This is a genomic window from Pseudomonas sp. K5002 (genome assembly GCF_013386655.1).
Classification (GTDB): domain Bacteria; phylum Pseudomonadota; class Gammaproteobacteria; order Pseudomonadales; family Pseudomonadaceae; genus Aquipseudomonas.
Map to the genome: position 1 here is coordinate 23,556 of NZ_JACARK010000040.1, position 16,674 is coordinate 40,229.

Genomic DNA, 16,674 nt, shown 5'->3' on the forward strand with positions numbered 1-16,674 from the left:
AAAGTATCAGTTGCGATGAGCCATCATTCGCACATAGCGTTGAGAGGTCACAGCGATAAGCAGCTGCGGCATTTATGGATGAAACTCACGGAGCCGAAAAATGACTTTTGAATCTGCTGAAGACTTGCGCGAACGCGCAGAGGCCGGGAAAAAGAATGCCGAGCTAAGAGAGCTCCTGAATTCAATAAACAGTGAAATTAAGGGGCAGGCTGATAACGGACATTTAGAGGCATCTTACCGCCTGGCTGAGTCCGATATCGAATTCAAAGACGTCGTGCTCGAAAAACTTGAAGAGCATTACGCAGTCGAGTTCGACGAAGCCAAGCGGGACATCTTCATAAGCTGGAAATCATAGGCGAAGCAATCGGAGGCTCGGTCCTTCGCCCGCAAGCCTAAGGACCGAGGTTGCGCCAATATCGGCGCGGATAACGCAAGGAACGTGACATGAGTGAAGCTCGCACTGCAGAACAACGAATCAACGATTTGGAACTAGTACTGAAGACCCTAATTACTTTCAACCAAAATGCCTTGTCGGCTGTTAGTCGTAGGATTACCCAGGGGAACCCAGGCATAACCGACGCGCTCATTCAGGACCTGCGTAGCCTTAAAGCACTGGACTACAGCGGTATCGATAAAGATCTATACGACAGCTACATCGACAACTTTATCGTTGCTGTGAACTGATCACACCAAACCCAGCCGCATAAAGCTTACCGCTGCGCTCACACCTCTTCATGGTGATGCGCCAGCGGTCCGCCGGGCCTTGCTCGATCTTGGCGCTCACAGCCGCCGCCTTTTCGCCTTCTACTGCAACGAAAACCTTTCTCATAGTGCACTCCCGCAGCTATGCCGCATCATGATGGTTGTTTTGAATCTTTATTCCTGAGGATCAGGCGCGTTCTGTCATGCCACGGGCCGCCGAAAACGATGATTTCGGACGGCCTGCCGTACAGGTGGTGCAGCAGGAACGGTCCTGGGCCGAAGGTGCCCGACTCTTCACCAGGTAACGACGGATCGGTGCCCAAGTAGACCCCAGCGTGATTCGGGTGAACCGTCCGGCCCACATGCATGACAATCAGATCCCCACGCTGCGGCCGGTCGACTCGAACAAACCCGGCGGCCTCGTAGTGCTGTTCGTACAGGCTGGCGTTCTCCGCGCTCTCCCACCAGCCATCAGTGCGCTGGAAGGCTTCGAATTCAAGACCCCATTCCCGCTGATACCAATCAGCGCAAACCTGCCAGCAGTCCCAGGCGCCGTGTACAAACGGGCGCTTGAGCAGCGGCGTGCTGCCCGTCGGCGTGATCGTCCGCAAATCCCCCTCGGGCCACGACAGAATGTGCCAGGGCAGCGGCGTGGCCTCGCACATGGCCAGGTCGTGCGGTGACGGCCGGCTGGTGGCGTCAGGGTGCGAATGGACGATACCGATCACCTCACCAATGTCTTCCGCCGCAGCGTAGTCCTCAGGATCAAGTCGAAACTCTTCGTTCGGCTCCGTGGCGATGTTCCGGCACGGGTAGTACTTCTGCGCCCGCCCTACAGCGAGCAGCAGGCCGCAGCACTCTTTCGGGTACTCGGCCGCCGCGTGCGCCTGGATGGCTGCGATGATGTGCTTGCGCATGGTCAGCTCCGGGCAATCAGGGAGACGGCGGGGAACCCGCCGAAGGAAAGTTCGTTGTTCTCGCCGAAGCGCAACTTGCAGGACGACAAGCCCCCCTTGCACTGGTCCTTGGCTGGGTCATCCGTGGGATTGTCCTCATCGTCGAACATGGCTGCACCGGTGTAGCCGCAGTCTGGCCCGCGATAGCCGTTAGTCATGGCCCAGTGGCAGAAGGTGGTCATCTGGCGCCCGGGCAGTCCGTGGTTATCGATCTCGCCCGGGGACGACAGCTCCCAGACCACTGCCTCGCCGTCCTCGCTGGTTTTCTGGTCGATGTACCAGATCTCCAGCCCTTCCTGTGTCGGATCGGCCGTTGGGTTGCCTTCGGGAAAGTTGGCCGCGTCCAGGTACTGGGCCAGGGTCTCGCGAACAGTCAGCTTGAACTTCAGCATGTCCTCGAAGGCCAGGCACAGCGCAGTGACGCGCCCATTGATGTTGCCGGCGGCGAACGTCGGCCTGGTGGCCGTGCCATCGCTATTGGAGCCGATACCCTCGATCTGCACCGGCCAGGCCGCGTACTCGGCGCCCTGCCACCAAATCGACTTGGCCGGCAGGTCCTCCTCCGAATGCTCATAGGCCAGCAGCTCCTCAGGCGTGTGCGGGATGGCGTGACCGTGGAAGCGCAGGTAATCCGCACCGTATTCGGTCCCGTCAATTTCGAACAGGCGAATTTCGGCGCCGGGCTCCAGTTTCTGGATGTCCGTGATCAGTGCCATGGGTTGTTATCTCAGGGGTGAAAGGTTTGTTCAAAGGTCGCGGTGATCGCGTAGACCTGGCCGCCGCGGTGCACTGGCTTGTAGCCGTTGCACTTGTAGAGGCCCAGATCTCCCAGGGGCGGCTCCCAGAGGAAACCTTTCGCCCCCTTGTGCCGGTCGATGAAGTCCATGATGTCCTTGATCCGGCCCTTCATGCCGGTGAAGGTGACCGGCCAAGCCTGGGATTTGTTGTTGATCCCATCCTCGGTCGACTGCGCGTAACCGTCGGCAAACTGCTTGGTGCGCACGCGCTGCTTGATGTCACCCTCGACGCCCTTCTCAGTAGCCCAGGTAAATCGCTCGATTGCCATAAATCATCCTTTTACGTTTCGGCTGCTCACGCCGCCTTGACGCCAAGACTTGGCGATCTCTTCTGTTGCGATTTGCCGGGTGCGCGTCTCCATGTTGCGCTGGAACAGTTCGGCGTCAAACTCGGCGCCGTCCGGGCGGCCGGCCTCCTGGTCCGTCAGGATGATCGGCATGCTGAGGCTGAGGTTTACCCCGCCACCGCCGCCTCCAACCGCAGAAACACCCAACTTGCCGTTGGCTGTGCGAGTGAGCGGCATGATTGCCTCTTCGCCCGCCTCGCCCATGACCCCGGTCTTGCCCCCGGCCATGGCGAACGCAGTTGGTTTGCTGACGATTGTGTTGGTGAAGGCACCGCCTTCGGCGAACATCTGCACACCGCCCGACCAGGCGCCACCCTTGGCCTGAATGCTGCCTGGAGTGAAGTTAGAAAGGTCGGTACCGGTGTACCCGGCCTGACTTGCCCCGCCAGAGCCACTGCCGCCAAAATAGCTCAGACCTGCGCCAAACAAGCTGCTGAGCAGCTGTGAGCTCGCTTGTCGAGTGGCAATCCGCGCCATGTCCGCAAGGATCGATTTGGCAAAGTCAGCAAACGACAGCTTCCCAGTCAGCGCGAAATTAACCACCGCATCTTCCATGGAACTGAAGGCATTGCCGAACAGGGTTTTGGTCTGCCCGGCAATGTTCTTCGCCGAATCCAGGTAGTTGGCCCAGGCCGACGTCGCGCCCTTCGTCCAGTCGCCCTGGGCGTTCTCCACATCCGCGTAGTTCTGCCGGATCTGGTCAGTTGCAGCTTTGTTCGCATCCGCGAGCGCCTGCGATTTTCGCTTGAACTCCTCCTCCGACATATTGCGCGACGGGTCGGATTTCTGGTTGGCCAACTCCAGCGACTGCTGAGCAAACCGGTCTTGCTGGCTGTTCAGTTCGCCGTTGAGTGCGTTCTGGCGGTCCCCCTGGCCCACGCCAAGTACTGCGCGTTGGCCGGCAAGTTCCAGGACTCGCTGTTGCTGAGCCAGGGCCTGCACGTAGGTGGTGATCGCCCGCTCCTGCTTCGCTAGGCGTCCGGTCTCGTTGGTGGCCAACACCTCAAGCTGGTTGTCAGCCTCTTTCTGCGCCTTGACCATCCCTGCGCGCGCGTCAGCGATCTTCTGGTCCAGCTGGATGCTTTGCGCGGCCGTTGTCGCCTTCTTACCTTTGACGGCCTCCAGCGCGGCAATCTCGGCCTCATAGGCTGCGGTCACCTCGTCGCGCTGGTTGCCGATCAGGGCTTCACGCTTCAGCGCGTAATCGGCCTGAGAAATGAGCCCGGCCTTCTCCGCGGCGTCCAGTCGCTTCTGGGTGTTTTTGTACTCATCAACGATCGCTGCAAGGTTGTTCTTGGCATCATTGAAGCCCGTCAGGTCAACCTGAGTGCCGGCTGTTTTCGGGTCCTTGAACTTATCGTTGATATTGGAAATATTCTTGTCGATCGCCGACTGATCGAGCCGCGAGTCCTTCGGGTCAACCTTGCGGATATCGTCGAGTTGCCGCCTATATTCCTTGATCGCCTCAGTGCGCTTTTGCTCGTTCGTCCACGACGACTTGGTCAGGGCATCGATCTTGGCCATCGACGAAACAGCATCGCCCTGCGCCTTCGCCTGCTCGCCTTCCCACTTAGCGATATCGGCCTGGGCCGCCTTTTCGTCCTCAAGCATGTTCAGGCGGTTCTGCCGGAACTCGATCAGGGCATCCTTTGACTTTTGATTTTGAAACAACCCATCCATATTCTGGGCTTCGAGCAATCCGGCCTTCGCGTCCTCAATGTCCGAATTAATGTCCCGACGTCCGGCGTTTTTCAGTCCATCTGCCGCCTTGGCAACTGCGTTATACGCCCGCTCCCAGAAGCTCAGGTTTTCCAGAATCTTGGGGGTGCGCTCGTTGATTGCATCGGCGTACGAATCGGTAGCCAGCTTCACAGCGCCGGCGTGATCGCCCTGCTGCTCCAGTGCGGCAATCTGCGAGTAAACCGAGGCAGTCAGATAGTGGTACTGCTCGTTCAGCGCAGCAGAGGCCTTTAACGGGTCGTCTGCAAGCTTGGAGAATTCGGCGACCGTCTCGCTCACGGCCTTGCCGGTGGCTTCCTGCATCGACACGGCGGCCTGGGTGATGCCGGTGAAGCTATCGCCGGCGATCTTTCCGTTGTCAGCCAGCAGCGCCAGCACGGCGGCGGCTTGACCGGTGGTACCGACCGTTGCGCTCACCTGGCGCGCCATATCCCCCAGTTGGCCAGCGCTCACTCCCGCGTAGTTGCCGGTGAGGATCAGCGACTTGTTGTATTTGTCCTGCTCTTCGCTGCCCTTGTAGTAGGCAACTGCCAGGCCGCCCACGGCTGCGGTGGCCAGGGCCAGCGGCCCCAGAATGGCAAGCAGCCCAGCAGCGCCTGCCCCAGCCCCGGCGCCCAGTTGCGCAACCGCACGCACACCACTCCCCCAGTCGCCCGAGGAAAGCGCATTGCCCAACTGCACGACGTTTTCCTGCGCCTGGCGGGTGCCGAGGCGCAGCTTGTCGAAGCCAGTGGTGGTCTTTTCGAGCTTGGCGTAGTCCTTGTCGATCTTGCTCAGGGCGGTGTTGTACTGATCCTGGCTGATGCGGCCGGCGTCCAGCTGTTTGCCCAGTTGCTCGACCTGTGTGTCAAGCTTGGCCAGAGCGCCGCGAGCCGGGTCAATCGCCCCCAGCAGGCTGTTCAAGGCCTTCTGCTCGTCCATCGCAGACTTGGCCAGGGCGATCTGCTGCTTATCGAGCTGCGCCGAGATCTTCGCCGCCTCGGCCTCGCCATAGGCACCGGTCTTGGTCAGCTTGGCGAGCGCGTCCCGCTGCTTTGCCAGGTCCTGCGTGGTCTTAGCGCTGGAGGAAAGTGATTTCTCCAGTGCCTGCATTTCATTCATCAGGCTGGCAGCGGATTGCTCGGCCCGGCCGCCGGCCTTCGCCATCTCATCTAGGCTCGTTTTTGCCTGGATTGCATCGGCCGAGTCGATCTTGACGCCGAGTTCTGCAATGTTCATCGACTCACCTTGAATAAGTGCCCGTGGTTACGGGCTGTTTTCCCTTTCCTCCGCCATAACGCGCAGGGCTTCGCCTTCCAGCACCTGAAGGTCAGGGAAGATTTCAGCGAGTTTCTTTTTCTTGATGCCGAGGAGCCCGGCCACGTCGCGGATGCAGGTGTAGTCGAGACCGATCGCGCCGCCGGCGCCCGCCCGCCACTGAGTCGACATCCTGTTGAACAGGTAAAACGCCGGCCAGTTGCAGGGCCAGACTTCGAATGTTTCGTCGAGGTCCGAGAGTTCCAGGCCGTATGCCGCAAGCTTTTCGGCATCTGGCGCAGACTCGTAAAGAGCGCGTGCGACGCGTATCAGTTTCCCGATCGGGCTTTGGCGTACGCATCCTCGTAGGCCGCGACAACAGCCTCGGTGGTGCCTTGGCAGGATTTCACCAGCGCCTTGATGCTTTCCTCGTCGAACTTGTCGTCGAACTCCCAGCCGACAACCAGATCCTTGATCTGCTGTGCCTGTTGCTCGGTATCGACAGTCACCACATCCGACAGAGAGGGGTTGTCGCCAAGGCGCTCAAAACCCTCTTTGCGGCGCTGGTTCCACTCGTCAAAAAGGGTGGCAAGATCAACACGATCGCGGTACTTGAAGGTGAATTCAACCTTCACAGGCGCCTGGCCAACGATGGGGATCATTACCGGCCCCTTGAATGTTGGGGCCTGGGCAATTTTGAACTTTGCCATGATCAGTTCCCGCCGCCGGCCGCAACTGGGGCGCGATACGCTGTGATTTCAGCGTTGATGGTGAAGCCGAAAGCAACGGCGGCACCTTCGTTGCGCACCAGGGTCGGGCTCTTGTTGAAGGACGGATAGCCGGCGTAGTAGATCGTTTTTCCGTTCGGCAGCGACATCCGCAGGATCCGCACTTCCTTCTCGCGGTCGGCCTTGTCGAGTTCGTCGTACCAGGCCAGGCTGTCGTCGTCTGCGAGCTGGAACGAGAAAGCCTGGGCGTTCTTGGTAGTTGGGATCTGCTTGTCTCGGCGCGCCTCGAGCGGTGCGTAGGTCCAGTACTGCTGCTCACCGCCGGACATCGAGTTGCCGATCACCTGGTTCACCGCAACCCAGCCGGTGACCTTTTTGGCAGTGCCGGCGCTGATGCCATCCGGAAAGAACGAAGTGTTCGAGGTGTCGATACCTTCCAGAGTGAAGGCACCCGCAGCGGCGGCAGAGACACGCACAGCCCGCTCGTTGATGTCTTCCCAGCCGGAAGTAATCAGCAGAATGTCGCCATTGGCAAAGCCGTTGGCAAGGGATGTGGCGACGCCTGGGTTGGCATTGGTAATGCTGGCGATCACCTTCGCAGCGGCGAAGCCAGTCGAGATAGCCAGTGTTGCCCCGTTGGGGAAGTAAACAGACATGGGTTTTCCTCTTTGCAGAAATGACAAAACCCGCACATGGCGGGTTCAGGATTTGCCCAACGGGCGGGTTATGGTGTGGTGTCGGACCGGTATGAGAACGACAGCGGGACGGTGTAGGTGGAGTCGCCAGTAATGCCTGGCCCCTGATCTACCGGCGTCATGGGCGTGACGACGAAGCCGTTCTTCGTGTCGCGCACATACAGCGGGAACAGGCCGGTCAACTCAGCCACAATCGGATTCATCTTGGTCTTGCCGGTACCCGCCGGCGCGATGATGCTCACCTGGAAGACCCCGGTGAACAGCCGGTGATCCCCGCCGAGCGTGTTGCTCGCGGTGTCGCCCGGGATAGTGAAGGCTCGCAAGTAGGTCTCGCCCGCCGCCGGCGTGTAGGCCGTGTTCTCGAAGACGATCTTCAGCTTCTCCGACCTGGCAGCATTCCAGGCGATCAGCTTGGCCTCGTAGATCGAGGCGATAATTGCGTGACTCATACCTGGTTGTTCCTGATGGCCTCCAGCACGATCTGCTGGAAGCGAGCCACAGTTACCCGGACCATGCCGCCGGGGGCCTGAGTGGAATGGCCGAACTCCAGCGGAATCGCATAGGGCAAGTTGTTGATGATGTAGGCCATCTGGCCGGCGGTGAAATCGCTCATCGCAGCGACCAGAGCAGCCACTGTCTCGGTGCCGCTCGGGTCAACCTCATCGAACGTGACGCTCTCGACCATGCCGAGCGAGATGTGCCAGTTCGCGCGGAACCGGCCGCCGACGTAGCCCTCAGGCGCCTTGATGTCCATGCCGTCGTTGAGCTTGCGGCCCTTCTTGAGCCTGCCGCCCTTCGTGAGGTTGGCCGGGTCACTACGCAGCGCGCTGTTGTGATCGTCGACGGCCTTGTTGTACTGGGTGGCCACTGCGTTCTGCGCCCAGATCTCCGGGTTACCCACGGGAGACATGCGGATCAGGCTGCTTCCGACCTCGATGATGATTTCACGCACGCTAGCATCGATGGCTTCACCCGTCTGGGCGGCGAACTCGGCCAGGCTCAGAGCGAAGCTGCCGGATTGGGTCGCCATATCATTTCCTCAGTTGCGCCGTCCACGTCGCGTCAGCAGGATCCGCAGACACGTTCATCACCCGCAACCCGTTGACGATATCGCCAATAGCCGGGGCAGCCGGTACCGCCGTCGGAACGCCAGCCTCCGATACGAACAGCTCGTTTTGCAGCACCAGCAGCTTCTTGTCGGTCGTCTGGATCAGAGAGCCGTCGATTTCCTTGGACAAGTAGCTGCCAAGAACGCCGCGCCCTATGTACGTCACCGTGGTCTCCGGCGTTTCGCCGCCCAGATCGGGGTCATACTCGCCAGCGACCTTGCGCACGCCTGCCACCGGCTTGACTGCATCGGCCAGGCCATCGGGATCGTCGAACGCCTCGGCCAGATCGGCCTGAATTTCTTCGCGCATACCCATGATCAGATCCTTTTCAGCATCATCACGCCGTAGCGCTTGATCCAAGGCTCCAGCAGCGCCAAGGCGAAGTTGACACCGGCCGACTGATCGGTGGAGCCTGCCACATAGGTCTTGCTTACCGATGTGCCGGACTGAGCCGAGACCGTCTTGCTCTGCACTTCCTTCTGCGTTGCCGTGTACAGCTTGCCCGCCGCCGCCTCTTTGGCGACCTGGGCGCCGGCTGTTTTGATCTCGGCCGGGACCGGATCGGGAACCGCCCGCTTAATCTTGGCCGTGAGCCAGGCGTTGGCCATGGCCACAGCAAGGACCGGATCACCGGTGCCGGCCCAGTCAGGACCCAGCGAGGCATCAACATCGGCAACGGTGATGAAGTCGGTCATGTGCTTGTCCTTATTCCGCTGGCACCAGGGCCTGCAGGTCTTCTTTCTTGGCGGTCGCGTCGAAGGTAATGCCCTTCGCGGTCAGCCACTCTTTCAGCTCGGGGACCTTCATTTTGAGAGGGTCGGTTTCAGGTGCTTCCTGCTCCTTGCCGTCGGAAACCTCGATGCCGGCGGCCTGGTAAGCATCGAAGATATCCGGCGCAACGCCATCGACGACCACCTCAGTGGCGGAACCGATTACACCGAAGAATTCGCTCAGCAGGCGGTAGCACACGCCGCGCTCTTTGCCCGGCTTGTCCGTGTAGATCACTTTCATGAGTCACCTCAAAAGCATCCAGGCGCCATAAGGGCGCCAGGCTGTGTGGGCCGGATTACGGCGTGGTGGTACCGCTGATCACAGCGGCGAACGGGACCTGCTTGCGGCTGAACACACGCTGCCAGTTCGCAGCGGCGGCGTACTGAGTCGCGGTCGGGCTAAGGTTCTGAGCCTCGGAGCCCTTCCAGCTGAAGCCGGCGGGCTGGAGGATGTAAGTCTTCCGCTCCCACAACACTTCGGCACCACCACCGTTACCGCCACCCGGCTTACGCTCCAGCTCTACCGGCACCTTCGGCGTGCCCTCGCCGTAACCGAAAGCGCCTTGGCCGAAGAACACGGACAGGTACTTGCCCGCACCGTAAACCAGCGCGTCGTCCATGAAGACTGGCTTGCCGAGGTAGGTGGCCAGGATGATCTTGCCGTCGGAGTCACGCAGGTACTCGATGAGGTCCTGCTTGACCATCTGATTCATCACCACCGAGTGCACGCCGATCGCGCCGAACTGGTCGGCTGCGTCGCCGGCGGTAAACGCGGCATCCTGGAAGGCGTTCGCACTGATGGTCGCGCCAGCGTCGATGACCATGTCACCGCCGTTGTTCGCGATGTTCGAGGCGATGATGCCGCGAGCCGCGCCCAGGGTGTAACGCTGCCACTGGCGAGTCCAGTAGGTACCGAAGCGGTTGCGGATCTGCTGCTGAGGTTCAGTGTTCGCCAGCTCAGCAGTCAGGTCGGTGACGCCGTAACCTTTGTTGAGGTACAAGACGCGGGCACGCATGCTGTCCTGGGTGACCTTGCCGACTTCGCCCTGGTCGTTCGGGTCATCATTGCTGATATTCGGGGCTTCATCAGCATTGAGATCCTGCCAGTAGCTGATCTCGGCGGTGCCCTGGCTGCCGGAAGCGATCGCATCCAGCACTGGCGAGCGAGTCACAATGCCCGACTCGTACACAGCGGTCTTTTCCGGGCTGTTAACCGGTGCCAGAGAGGCGTAGTAGTCGCCGACGAAGATGTCGGTCAGTTGGGTAGTTGCCATGGATTAGGTTCCTTTGGTGGCCTGGATTTTCTTGAAGAGCTCAGGGTTGTCACGGGCGATCGCAGCGCGCTCGGTTTCCGTGTACTCACCCCACTTTTTCGTGGCCTTGCCACCGTTGTCGCCGGTCTGCCCGGCACCCTGAGCCCTTGGCCACAGGTGTGTTGCTGTTTCACGCAGAGATTCCGCCCATTCGAGCGGCGACAGCGGGGTCTTCCCGTCCTTCCCGTAAACGACCTCGCCGTCACGGTCGGTGGCAATCGCCTCACCGTCTTCACTGAGTTTGAAAGTGCCCCGGGCGCGCAGGATGATGTCCTCAGCAGCCTCAGGGAGCGCGCCGGCCTTGATGGCAGCAGCGCGGATGGAATCGGCCAGCACCTTGTCGCTGTACTTGTCCGCAAAGGCCTCAGCCTTGTCGGCGCGAGCCTTCTCGGCGGCCAGCTTGGTGTCATAGTCCGTGCGCAGGCGCTCGGTACGGCGGGTGATGACCTCGTCCAGCTTGCCCTCGGCAATCAGCTTGGTCTCTTCATCCTGGCCAACCTTGGTCAGCAGCCCTTTCACGGCGGCGATGTCCAGGCCCTCAAACTGAGACTTGAAGCCGTCCAGCTCGGTTTTGGTGGTCCGGAGCGAGCCAAGCAGCTCGGTGTTTTTGTTCTTGAGGCCCAGGGTCGCCGCCTCTACAGCTGCAGCAATGGCGGTCTGAACTGCCGGGTCTTCAAGATCAATCTGGTTTTCGTCTGCCACTTGGTGCACCCCTTGGTTTGGTCGGCCCGCTTTGCAGGCATAAAAAAACCCGGCGAAGCCGGGTTGTTTAAGACGGATCATTTTTCTATTCGTATATTCTCGAAACTTGAGACCTTTCTAAATATTTCGATAATTTTTGGGTCCAGCGAAACTACAAAAGATTCGATAGTAGTGTTTACTTCAACCTTCAAGTCATCAATGCTTTCACATTGGAGAGTATTTATCGCCATGAGCAAAGGCCGCATTTGACCAACATGCCACTCGAGCTGAAAATCACCTTTGTAATCTAGCGTTATTGGAAGTTTAGCTTCGGTGCCTGTTAAATCATGTCCAAACAGGGAGATGGATGTCCCTTTAGCGTCCGTTAGCCATACCCCTCTAACTTTGGAGGTGTAGTGCGAATGAGATGTAAAACAAATTAGCACGTATGAACTGGAGGACCCCTGCCTAATTTCTATCTTATCTTTTCGAAACGCTACTTGCTGTGACTCACTGCGCCTGTGTAGGTAAATCGTAGATAAGACCGCAATTAGAGCACCGATACCAGAGACCCAACTTCCGGCCACTCCCCAATCCCAAACATATTTCACAGTTGAGCTAGGGTTCATATTGATTCCTGCTGTTAAACCTGAGACAGCAGAAACAAAGCAGACAATTACAGCGATTAAGATAAACGTAATGTTCATAAAAGCTCCTTTCCAAAGGAGCGTTATATCAGCCCACCGGAATTAACGCCATCACTTAGCCACTACACCAATCGTAATCCTCGCATCACCAAGTAATCAGCGAACTGTGTCCTGCTTGGCGCGTACGGCGGCGGCCGCATTCGCAGGCCAGGCGTATCTCGGTTGAGCCGCGTGCGCCGGCCATTGGGCTCAGTGCAATGCGTTGGCTCCTCGATCTGGAAGCCCTGTTCTACGGCGTATAGCTCGACGGCCAGCCGTACCTGCCCCCACTCAAGCTCAAAGGGCACGAACGTCTCGGATAGCGTCTGGTATTCGATCTTGCAATCACGCCGCGGCCAGGCCATTGCCTGGTCAGGATTGGCCTTGCGCCCCTTCCACTCGCGACTGTTGATGTCGGCCGCAGCGCGCAACAGCAGCTCGACCTGATCAGCCTCAGCTTCAGGTATCCGGAACCCGTAGTAGTCGCGGTAGAAGGTCAGCTTCTCCAGCGGCACGAAGCTATTCGCGTCTGGCCTGCCCTTCCCGTCCTCAACGATGATCTGCATGCGCCATCTCAATCTGGTTGAACGCCGAGTGTAACGCCTGCTCGGGTGAACATGTCAGGCTCTGCTTCCTTCAACTGCGCCAGCGTCAGCGGCTTGAACGATTTGTCGAGCTGCAACTTGGCGAACTTCTCCGGCGTCAGCCCGCCATCGCGGAACAACTTGCCCCGGACCGGCCCGAGCGCATGATCCTGGAAGCTCGCCGGTTGCGTTGCTAGCCACTCGTAATAATTCAGACCTGCGTCGACCTGGGCCCCGCCGTTATCGCCCACCGAGGCGCGCGTGGCGTCCTTCGCGAACATCTCCGAAAGCCTGGTGGTCGGCACCGTAGTTGATCGGCAGTTGATGTGCGCCGGTGGCAGCGGACCTTTGCCCAGGTCGAAGCGCATCCCATCCAGGCCCTTGCACTGCTGCGAGGTCTTGCGATCGAGCGTCGACACCCAGCGATAGCCCAGCACCACTTCGCTGTTGGCCTTCAGCGTCTCCATTCGTGCCGTGGTGGCTACGTGCTGGATTGCCGTCTGCACCACGGCGGCAGCATTGCGGTTGCTCACCGCCAGGACGCCGTCCGTGAAGTTTTGCGCCGCGGTGCCGCGAATCGCCTGGATGATCTGCGCATTGGTCTGGCCCTGGCCGAAGCCGAGCCGGATGGTGTTCGTTACGCGCATCGTCTCGGTCCGCGTCCAGCCGCTGACGAAGCTCTTCAGCAGCTTGCCGCCGTCGATGCCCTTAACCTGAAGCGGATAGGAGAATACCGCCGCACGTATCACCGTGTTGGTAGGAACCACCGCGTCGATGGATAGTGCATTGCTAAGGCTTTTAGCCTCGAAGGTCGACTCGTACAGCGCGATATCGACCAGATCAGCCTGCACCAGGTCGCCGTAGGCTTTGTAGATCTCCAGCAGCTTACCGTCCACCCGGGCCAGGAACTGCTCAAGGCGGTCCCGGCTGTAGGTGGTCAGTTCCTTGCGGGTGAGTTGATCCCGCACCAGCTTGTCGATCTGGCGCAGGTACTTCTCGAACTTCTTGACCTCGCCAGCCTTAAGCCGCTCCAGCATTACCGAGTGGCGGGTCGTCTGCTCCAGCAGTTGGCTGTCCGCCTGCGCCAGGCTTGTCGTTGGCATCGTCGTAGTCCAGGTTGATGCCGGCCGACTCGCGCTCATCGCTGATCAGGTCGGCCTCTTCGTCGTATGGGCGGTCCGGCAGCTTGCCGGTGGTGAGGTACTGCCAGTAGGTGTCGGCGCTGAGCGTGCCGGCCATCACGCCCTTGAGCAGTTCGGCGAGCACCTGGGCGTCGACCACCGGGGTCACGAACTCAGGGTTAACCTTGAACTTGACCTGCTTGGGGTCGTAGCCCTTCCACTCGGCGGCGTATCGCAGGCCCTGCTCCACCGCCTCGGCCACCGTGATAACGATGCTGTGCAGTGTCGCGTGCTGGTCGTTCTGGCGTGTTTTACGCGCCTCGCCCGACTCGGTGCCGGCCACGTCCATGACCTTGGCGCCTGCCTCAAGCGCGGCGTTCTTCTGGTCATCCATGGCTTTGCGCACGGCTTCGATGCCGGCGCCTTGGAACTCCAGGTAGCCACAGGACCCGCTAGGCCCAAGATCCCAAGCCGCCGATGGCCCGGTGACGCTCAACTCCACCGCCTCATCCAAACCAGAGACCCACGGCTGCGGGTGGCTGGTCTGGTGCAGCGAGGTGAAGTAGTCAGCGCTCAACTGGTAGGACTTCAGCGCGGCCCGCGCCATGGTCAGCAGCGGTACCTCGTCGACGTCCGGCGAATTATCGGTCGAGCCGCAGTAGATCACCGGCAAGTACGGCAGGCCTTTAACCAGACGGTTGTCAGTTCCTGTTGTGCCCAGCGGCTTTTCGTCCTCGACCAGCTCACCGCCTTCATTCCGCACCGACGTGTAGCAGACGTTGCCTTGCATGAAGAACTCACGGAAGACCGTGTCGCAGTCATGACTGTAGCGATCGCCGCCCTTCTTGCGAAACTCGCGGAACACCGAAAGGACCAGGTCCTGCCGGCCGCCTTGATCAGCGGTGTCCCAGTTGATCGCGTTGCGCGTCGCATAGGTCGAGAAATACGGCTCGCCACGGTCATCGATGTTCACCACCATTGGCACCCGGCCGTGCGAGATAGCCTGGCGCACCATGCGGAAGAACAACTGCTTCAGGCCGAAGCCATCCGCCGTGGCGTCGTCCTCCAATCCCTTCAGGCCGGAGGGCAGTTCGATCTCTGGGATAAGCCGTGAAACCAGGCCCATCATCGAGCGCAGCGAATCGCGCACCCAGTGCTCGTACTGAGCCCGATCGGTGTAGTTCTCGTAGAGGTACTTGTTGCCGGTGGCGTCGATCTTCTCGGCCTCGACCATGCCACTCGGCTTGGGCAGGTTGCGCTCGTTGCGCTTTACGGCGCACTCACCCTCGAGCGCGTCGTCCATCATCTCCCACTCAGCGATATGCGCGTCGTAGCCGGGGTTTGTCGATTGCACTGGCATCAGGCCAAGCCTCCAATTCGGCGTGTTCCGCCTGTGCGTTTGATGCACGGCCACTCAACGTCGATGCAATAGCCAATCGCCGTGGTGATGTGCTGGTAGTCGTTTTTCTGGTCTTCCTGGAAGGTCGAACCCATTTGAAGCTGAACCGTACTCAAGCCCTTGTGGCACCAGGGCGCGGTAACCGGGTTGATGAAAAGGCTTGTTTCGCCTGACGCGGTCAGGATCTTCGCCCGTACGGCGTTCTGCCGGTCCTTGATGGATGGGTGCGCCGGCTTGACCTTGCGGGTGTACGTCCAGCCATTGGCCTTCAGCACGCCCTCGATGTCGGTGTAGTCAGACGCGTGACCGTGCTTCTCACCAGCCTTGCCCGCCGGGTCGCCGTAGATCAGGACGTGCTTGTTCTTGTGGTCCTTGAATTTGTCCACGAACTCAGCGGCTGACTGCTTCGAGACCGCACTGATCAGCACGATTTCATCCAGCAGATAGAGGTCCTTGCCGTGGTTGCGCCGGACACCGATCGCGGATGACAGAGGGGTGAAGTTCTGGTCGTGCATCCACATCAGTTGCTCATGCGGCTCAATGGATGCATCCGTGGTGTTCGCCTTGCTGTAGTCCTCGTAGATCCGGCCAGACGCCGTTTCGAACGATGCTTCAAATTCCTGCTTGAACTGCTTGGCCGACATGGCCCGCTTCATTGCGTCCATTACGTCAGCCGGCAGAATCTCGGCCGATTTCCAATGGAACACGCGGAAGTTTGGGTCATTGCCCGACTCCGCCTGCATGCACAGATCGTAGTAGTGGTTCAAGCCGTCAGGTACGCCGAGCAACCAGCACCAGGCCCGGTAATCCGGCATGGTTGGGTTGACGGTGTTCAGCGCCGGGAGAATGTTTGCCTCCCAGGCGTCCGGCTTAATGTCAGCAAACTCATCAATGCCGCCGCCGGTCCACGGGATACCCTCAATCCGCTGCGGCTTGTCCAGGCCGATGACGTGAATCTCGCTACCGTTGTCCAGGTAGATGATCAGGTCCGACTCGGACGGCCGGCGACTGTGCATGCAGCACAGCGTGAAGGCCTTGAGGTCATCCCAAAAGATCTTCTTGGCCTGGGCGTGCGTTGGTGCGGCGGCGAAGTACATGCCAGTGTACGCCGATGCCTGCTTCACCACGAAGCGCTTGAAACGCTCAGTCTTGCCGCTACGACGACCAGCAGGCACCAGCGGGAAGCGAATGCCTTCAGACACAGCGGCCACCAAGGCGAGCTGCACCGGGTGATCCTTGAGCGGGTACCAACGAGACAGCTGACGATCCAGCATCAGGTTGCCAGTGTTCGCGATCATGACGGCAGCCTCGCGATCAAATCGGCCAGCAGCTGGGCGTTGGAGTTGCCGCCGCCCTTCTCTATCAGCTTGAGCTCGGCCTTACGCTTCTCGATCTCAAGCCGTTTGATTTCTTCATCCAGCGACTTGTCAGGCTCAACGCGTCGATTGACGTATACGTCCCCGGTTTCCTTGGCTGCTTGCTCAATGATCTGAGTGGCAAGAGCCATGTTCTTCATTGTCTCTGCCTTTTCGGCCATGCGGCCCAAGGCTCGCAGCCGATACGCACGGTTCGCGATGGGTATCTCTGCGGTTTGCTCGCGGAAGCGCTTCCGGGTGTCATTGAACAAGGTCTGCCATTTGGCTGCCAGGTGAGACCCAGCTCTCTTCGTTGGGTCGTGCTGCTCTACCTGCTGACGGGTCACATCAATATCAAATTCTTGCTTCACCGCTTGTGAGACCTGGCTCGGTGTGTCGAAACACGCCAAAGCCTGAACGATGAAGCTCTTCACCTCATTTTTCAGGGCTGCCAT

General features: G+C 59.7%; 23 protein-coding genes. 2 read left to right on the forward strand and 21 right to left on the reverse strand.

Annotated elements, in window-relative coordinates:
• Positions 1–100 precede the first annotated feature (100 nt).
• Both HX846_RS02145 and HX846_RS02150 read left to right on the forward strand, forming a co-directional pair.
• Complete coding sequence (locus HX846_RS02145; protein ID WP_178964869.1) at positions 101–355, forward strand: hypothetical protein; 255 nt, start codon at positions 101–103, stop codon at positions 353–355.
• 89 nt (positions 356–444) lie between these two features.
• Complete coding sequence (locus HX846_RS02150; RefSeq protein ID WP_178964870.1) at positions 445–684, forward strand: hypothetical protein; 240 nt, start codon at positions 445–447, stop codon at positions 682–684.
• Here HX846_RS02150 and HX846_RS39225 read toward each other — a convergent pair.
• The 21 genes from HX846_RS39225 to HX846_RS02250 all read right to left on the reverse strand — a co-directional run bounded on the left by HX846_RS39225 (position 665) and on the right by HX846_RS02250 (position 16,674).
• Positions 665–829: a hypothetical protein gene (locus HX846_RS39225; protein WP_218645373.1), complete on the reverse strand. Its 165-nt coding sequence runs from the start codon at positions 827–829 to the stop codon at positions 665–667. The two genes, HX846_RS02150 and HX846_RS39225, sit on opposite strands and share 20 nt — an antisense overlap.
• Before the next feature lie 25 nt (positions 830–854).
• Entirely contained in the window at positions 855–1,619 is a 765-nt protein-coding gene (locus HX846_RS02155) for a C40 family peptidase (protein WP_178964871.1), read from the reverse strand.
• Between the two features lie 2 nt (positions 1,620–1,621).
• A complete protein-coding gene (locus HX846_RS02160) occupies positions 1,622–2,374 on the reverse strand; it encodes a phage minor tail protein L (protein ID WP_178964872.1) in 753 nt (250 codons plus the stop codon).
• An 11-nt stretch (positions 2,375–2,385) separates the two neighbouring features.
• Positions 2,386–2,724, reverse strand: coding sequence for a phage tail protein (locus HX846_RS02165; RefSeq protein WP_178964873.1), 339 nt, complete (start codon positions 2,722–2,724; stop codon positions 2,386–2,388).
• Positions 2,725–2,727: 3 nt separating this feature from the next.
• On the reverse strand, positions 2,728–5,760 hold the full coding sequence (locus tag HX846_RS02170; RefSeq protein WP_178964874.1) for a phage tail tape measure protein: 3,033 nt from the start codon (positions 5,758–5,760) through the stop codon (positions 2,728–2,730).
• A gap of 27 nt (positions 5,761–5,787) precedes the next feature.
• Positions 5,788–6,183, reverse strand: a complete 396-nt coding sequence (locus HX846_RS02175; protein WP_372241961.1) for a DUF1799 domain-containing protein — start codon at positions 6,181–6,183, stop codon at positions 5,788–5,790.
• Complete coding sequence (locus HX846_RS02180) at positions 6,108–6,488, reverse strand: phage tail assembly chaperone (protein WP_178964875.1); 381 nt, start codon at positions 6,486–6,488, stop codon at positions 6,108–6,110. The genes HX846_RS02175 and HX846_RS02180 overlap by 76 nt, the downstream gene beginning before the upstream one ends.
• 2 nt (positions 6,489–6,490) lie before the next feature.
• Positions 6,491–7,162, reverse strand: a complete 672-nt coding sequence (locus tag HX846_RS02185; RefSeq protein ID WP_178964876.1) for a phage tail protein — start codon at positions 7,160–7,162, stop codon at positions 6,491–6,493.
• Between the two features lie 68 nt (positions 7,163–7,230).
• The gene (locus tag HX846_RS02190; RefSeq protein WP_178964877.1) at positions 7,231–7,650 is read right to left on the reverse strand and encodes a phage tail terminator-like protein; all 420 of its coding nucleotides are present in this window, start codon (positions 7,648–7,650) and stop codon (positions 7,231–7,233) included.
• Positions 7,647–8,231 carry a hypothetical protein gene (locus HX846_RS02195; RefSeq protein ID WP_178964878.1) on the reverse strand — a complete coding sequence of 195 codons (585 nt, stop codon included), beginning with the start codon at positions 8,229–8,231 and terminating at the stop codon, positions 7,647–7,649. Before HX846_RS02195 ends, HX846_RS02190 begins: the two co-directional genes overlap by 4 nt.
• Before the next feature lies 1 nt (position 8,232).
• A complete protein-coding gene (locus tag HX846_RS02200) occupies positions 8,233–8,625 on the reverse strand; it encodes a hypothetical protein (protein WP_178964879.1) in 393 nt (130 codons plus the stop codon).
• A gap of 2 nt (positions 8,626–8,627) precedes the next feature.
• A complete protein-coding gene (locus tag HX846_RS02205; protein WP_178964880.1) occupies positions 8,628–9,005 on the reverse strand; it encodes a hypothetical protein in 378 nt (125 codons plus the stop codon).
• 10 nt (positions 9,006–9,015) lie between these two features.
• Positions 9,016–9,321, reverse strand: a complete 306-nt coding sequence (locus HX846_RS02210; RefSeq protein WP_177040423.1) for a HeH/LEM domain-containing protein — start codon at positions 9,319–9,321, stop codon at positions 9,016–9,018.
• 55 nt (positions 9,322–9,376) lie between these two features.
• Positions 9,377–10,354 (reverse strand): major capsid protein, encoded by a 978-nt coding sequence (locus HX846_RS02215; RefSeq protein WP_003218352.1) that lies wholly within the window; start codon positions 10,352–10,354, stop codon positions 9,377–9,379.
• Positions 10,355–10,357: 3 nt separating this feature from the next.
• Positions 10,358–11,095 (reverse strand): hypothetical protein, encoded by a 738-nt coding sequence (locus HX846_RS02220; protein ID WP_178964912.1) that lies wholly within the window; start codon positions 11,093–11,095, stop codon positions 10,358–10,360.
• A 77-nt stretch (positions 11,096–11,172) separates the two neighbouring features.
• Positions 11,173–11,781, reverse strand: coding sequence for a hypothetical protein (locus HX846_RS02225; protein WP_178964881.1), 609 nt, complete (start codon positions 11,779–11,781; stop codon positions 11,173–11,175).
• A gap of 62 nt (positions 11,782–11,843) precedes the next feature.
• Positions 11,844–12,326, reverse strand: coding sequence for a DnaT-like ssDNA-binding protein (locus tag HX846_RS02230; RefSeq protein WP_178964882.1), 483 nt, complete (start codon positions 12,324–12,326; stop codon positions 11,844–11,846).
• Positions 12,327–12,334: 8 nt separating this feature from the next.
• Positions 12,335–13,447, reverse strand: coding sequence for a minor capsid protein (locus HX846_RS02235; protein WP_178964883.1), 1,113 nt, complete (start codon positions 13,445–13,447; stop codon positions 12,335–12,337).
• Positions 13,365–14,825, reverse strand: coding sequence for a DUF4055 domain-containing protein (locus tag HX846_RS02240; RefSeq protein WP_178964884.1), 1,461 nt, complete (start codon positions 14,823–14,825; stop codon positions 13,365–13,367). Before HX846_RS02240 ends, HX846_RS02235 begins: the two co-directional genes overlap by 83 nt.
• Positions 14,825–16,162, reverse strand: coding sequence for a hypothetical protein (locus tag HX846_RS02245; RefSeq protein WP_178964885.1), 1,338 nt, complete (start codon positions 16,160–16,162; stop codon positions 14,825–14,827). Before HX846_RS02245 ends, HX846_RS02240 begins: the two co-directional genes overlap by 1 nt.
• Positions 16,159–16,674, reverse strand: coding sequence for a DUF2280 domain-containing protein (locus HX846_RS02250; RefSeq protein WP_135196645.1), 516 nt, complete (start codon positions 16,672–16,674; stop codon positions 16,159–16,161). The genes HX846_RS02245 and HX846_RS02250 overlap by 4 nt, the downstream gene beginning before the upstream one ends.

What these genes read in the sequence shown, in the direction of transcription:
- HX846_RS02145 (WP_178964869.1), top strand. Translation starts at nt 101, where the DNA reads ATGACTTTTGAATCTGCTGAAGACTTGCGCGAACGCGCAGAGGCCGGG.
- HX846_RS02150 (WP_178964870.1), top strand. Translation starts at nt 445, where the DNA reads ATGAGTGAAGCTCGCACTGCAGAACAACGAATCAACGATTTGGAACTA.
- HX846_RS39225 (WP_218645373.1), bottom strand. Translation starts at nt 829, where the DNA reads ATGAGAAAGGTTTTCGTTGCAGTAGAAGGCGAAAAGGCGGCGGCTGTG.
- HX846_RS02155 (WP_178964871.1), bottom strand. Translation starts at nt 1,619, where the DNA reads ATGCGCAAGCACATCATCGCAGCCATCCAGGCGCACGCGGCGGCCGAG.
- HX846_RS02160 (WP_178964872.1), bottom strand. Translation starts at nt 2,374, where the DNA reads ATGGCACTGATCACGGACATCCAGAAACTGGAGCCCGGCGCCGAAATT.
- HX846_RS02165 (WP_178964873.1), bottom strand. Translation starts at nt 2,724, where the DNA reads ATGGCAATCGAGCGATTTACCTGGGCTACTGAGAAGGGCGTCGAGGGT.
- HX846_RS02170 (WP_178964874.1), bottom strand. Translation starts at nt 5,760, where the DNA reads ATGAACATTGCAGAACTCGGCGTCAAGATCGACTCGGCCGATGCAATC.
- HX846_RS02180 (WP_178964875.1), bottom strand. Translation starts at nt 6,488, where the DNA reads ATGGCAAAGTTCAAAATTGCCCAGGCCCCAACATTCAAGGGGCCGGTA.
- HX846_RS02185 (WP_178964876.1), bottom strand. Translation starts at nt 7,162, where the DNA reads ATGTCTGTTTACTTCCCCAACGGGGCAACACTGGCTATCTCGACTGGC.
- HX846_RS02190 (WP_178964877.1), bottom strand. Translation starts at nt 7,650, where the DNA reads ATGAGTCACGCAATTATCGCCTCGATCTACGAGGCCAAGCTGATCGCC.
- HX846_RS02195 (WP_178964878.1), bottom strand. Translation starts at nt 8,231, where the DNA reads ATGGCGACCCAATCCGGCAGCTTCGCTCTGAGCCTGGCCGAGTTCGCC.
- HX846_RS02200 (WP_178964879.1), bottom strand. Translation starts at nt 8,625, where the DNA reads ATGGGTATGCGCGAAGAAATTCAGGCCGATCTGGCCGAGGCGTTCGAC.
- HX846_RS02205 (WP_178964880.1), bottom strand. Translation starts at nt 9,005, where the DNA reads ATGACCGACTTCATCACCGTTGCCGATGTTGATGCCTCGCTGGGTCCT.
- HX846_RS02210 (WP_177040423.1), bottom strand. Translation starts at nt 9,321, where the DNA reads ATGAAAGTGATCTACACGGACAAGCCGGGCAAAGAGCGCGGCGTGTGC.
- HX846_RS02215 (WP_003218352.1), bottom strand. Translation starts at nt 10,354, where the DNA reads ATGGCAACTACCCAACTGACCGACATCTTCGTCGGCGACTACTACGCC.
- HX846_RS02225 (WP_178964881.1), bottom strand. Translation starts at nt 11,781, where the DNA reads ATGAACATTACGTTTATCTTAATCGCTGTAATTGTCTGCTTTGTTTCT.
- HX846_RS02230 (WP_178964882.1), bottom strand. Translation starts at nt 12,326, where the DNA reads ATGCAGATCATCGTTGAGGACGGGAAGGGCAGGCCAGACGCGAATAGC.
- HX846_RS02235 (WP_178964883.1), bottom strand. Translation starts at nt 13,447, where the DNA reads ATGCCAACGACAAGCCTGGCGCAGGCGGACAGCCAACTGCTGGAGCAG.
- HX846_RS02240 (WP_178964884.1), bottom strand. Translation starts at nt 14,825, where the DNA reads ATGCCAGTGCAATCGACAAACCCCGGCTACGACGCGCATATCGCTGAG.
- HX846_RS02245 (WP_178964885.1), bottom strand. Translation starts at nt 16,162, where the DNA reads ATGATCGCGAACACTGGCAACCTGATGCTGGATCGTCAGCTGTCTCGT.
- HX846_RS02250 (WP_135196645.1), bottom strand. Translation starts at nt 16,674, where the DNA reads ATGGCAGCCCTGAAAAATGAGGTGAAGAGCTTCATCGTTCAGGCTTTG.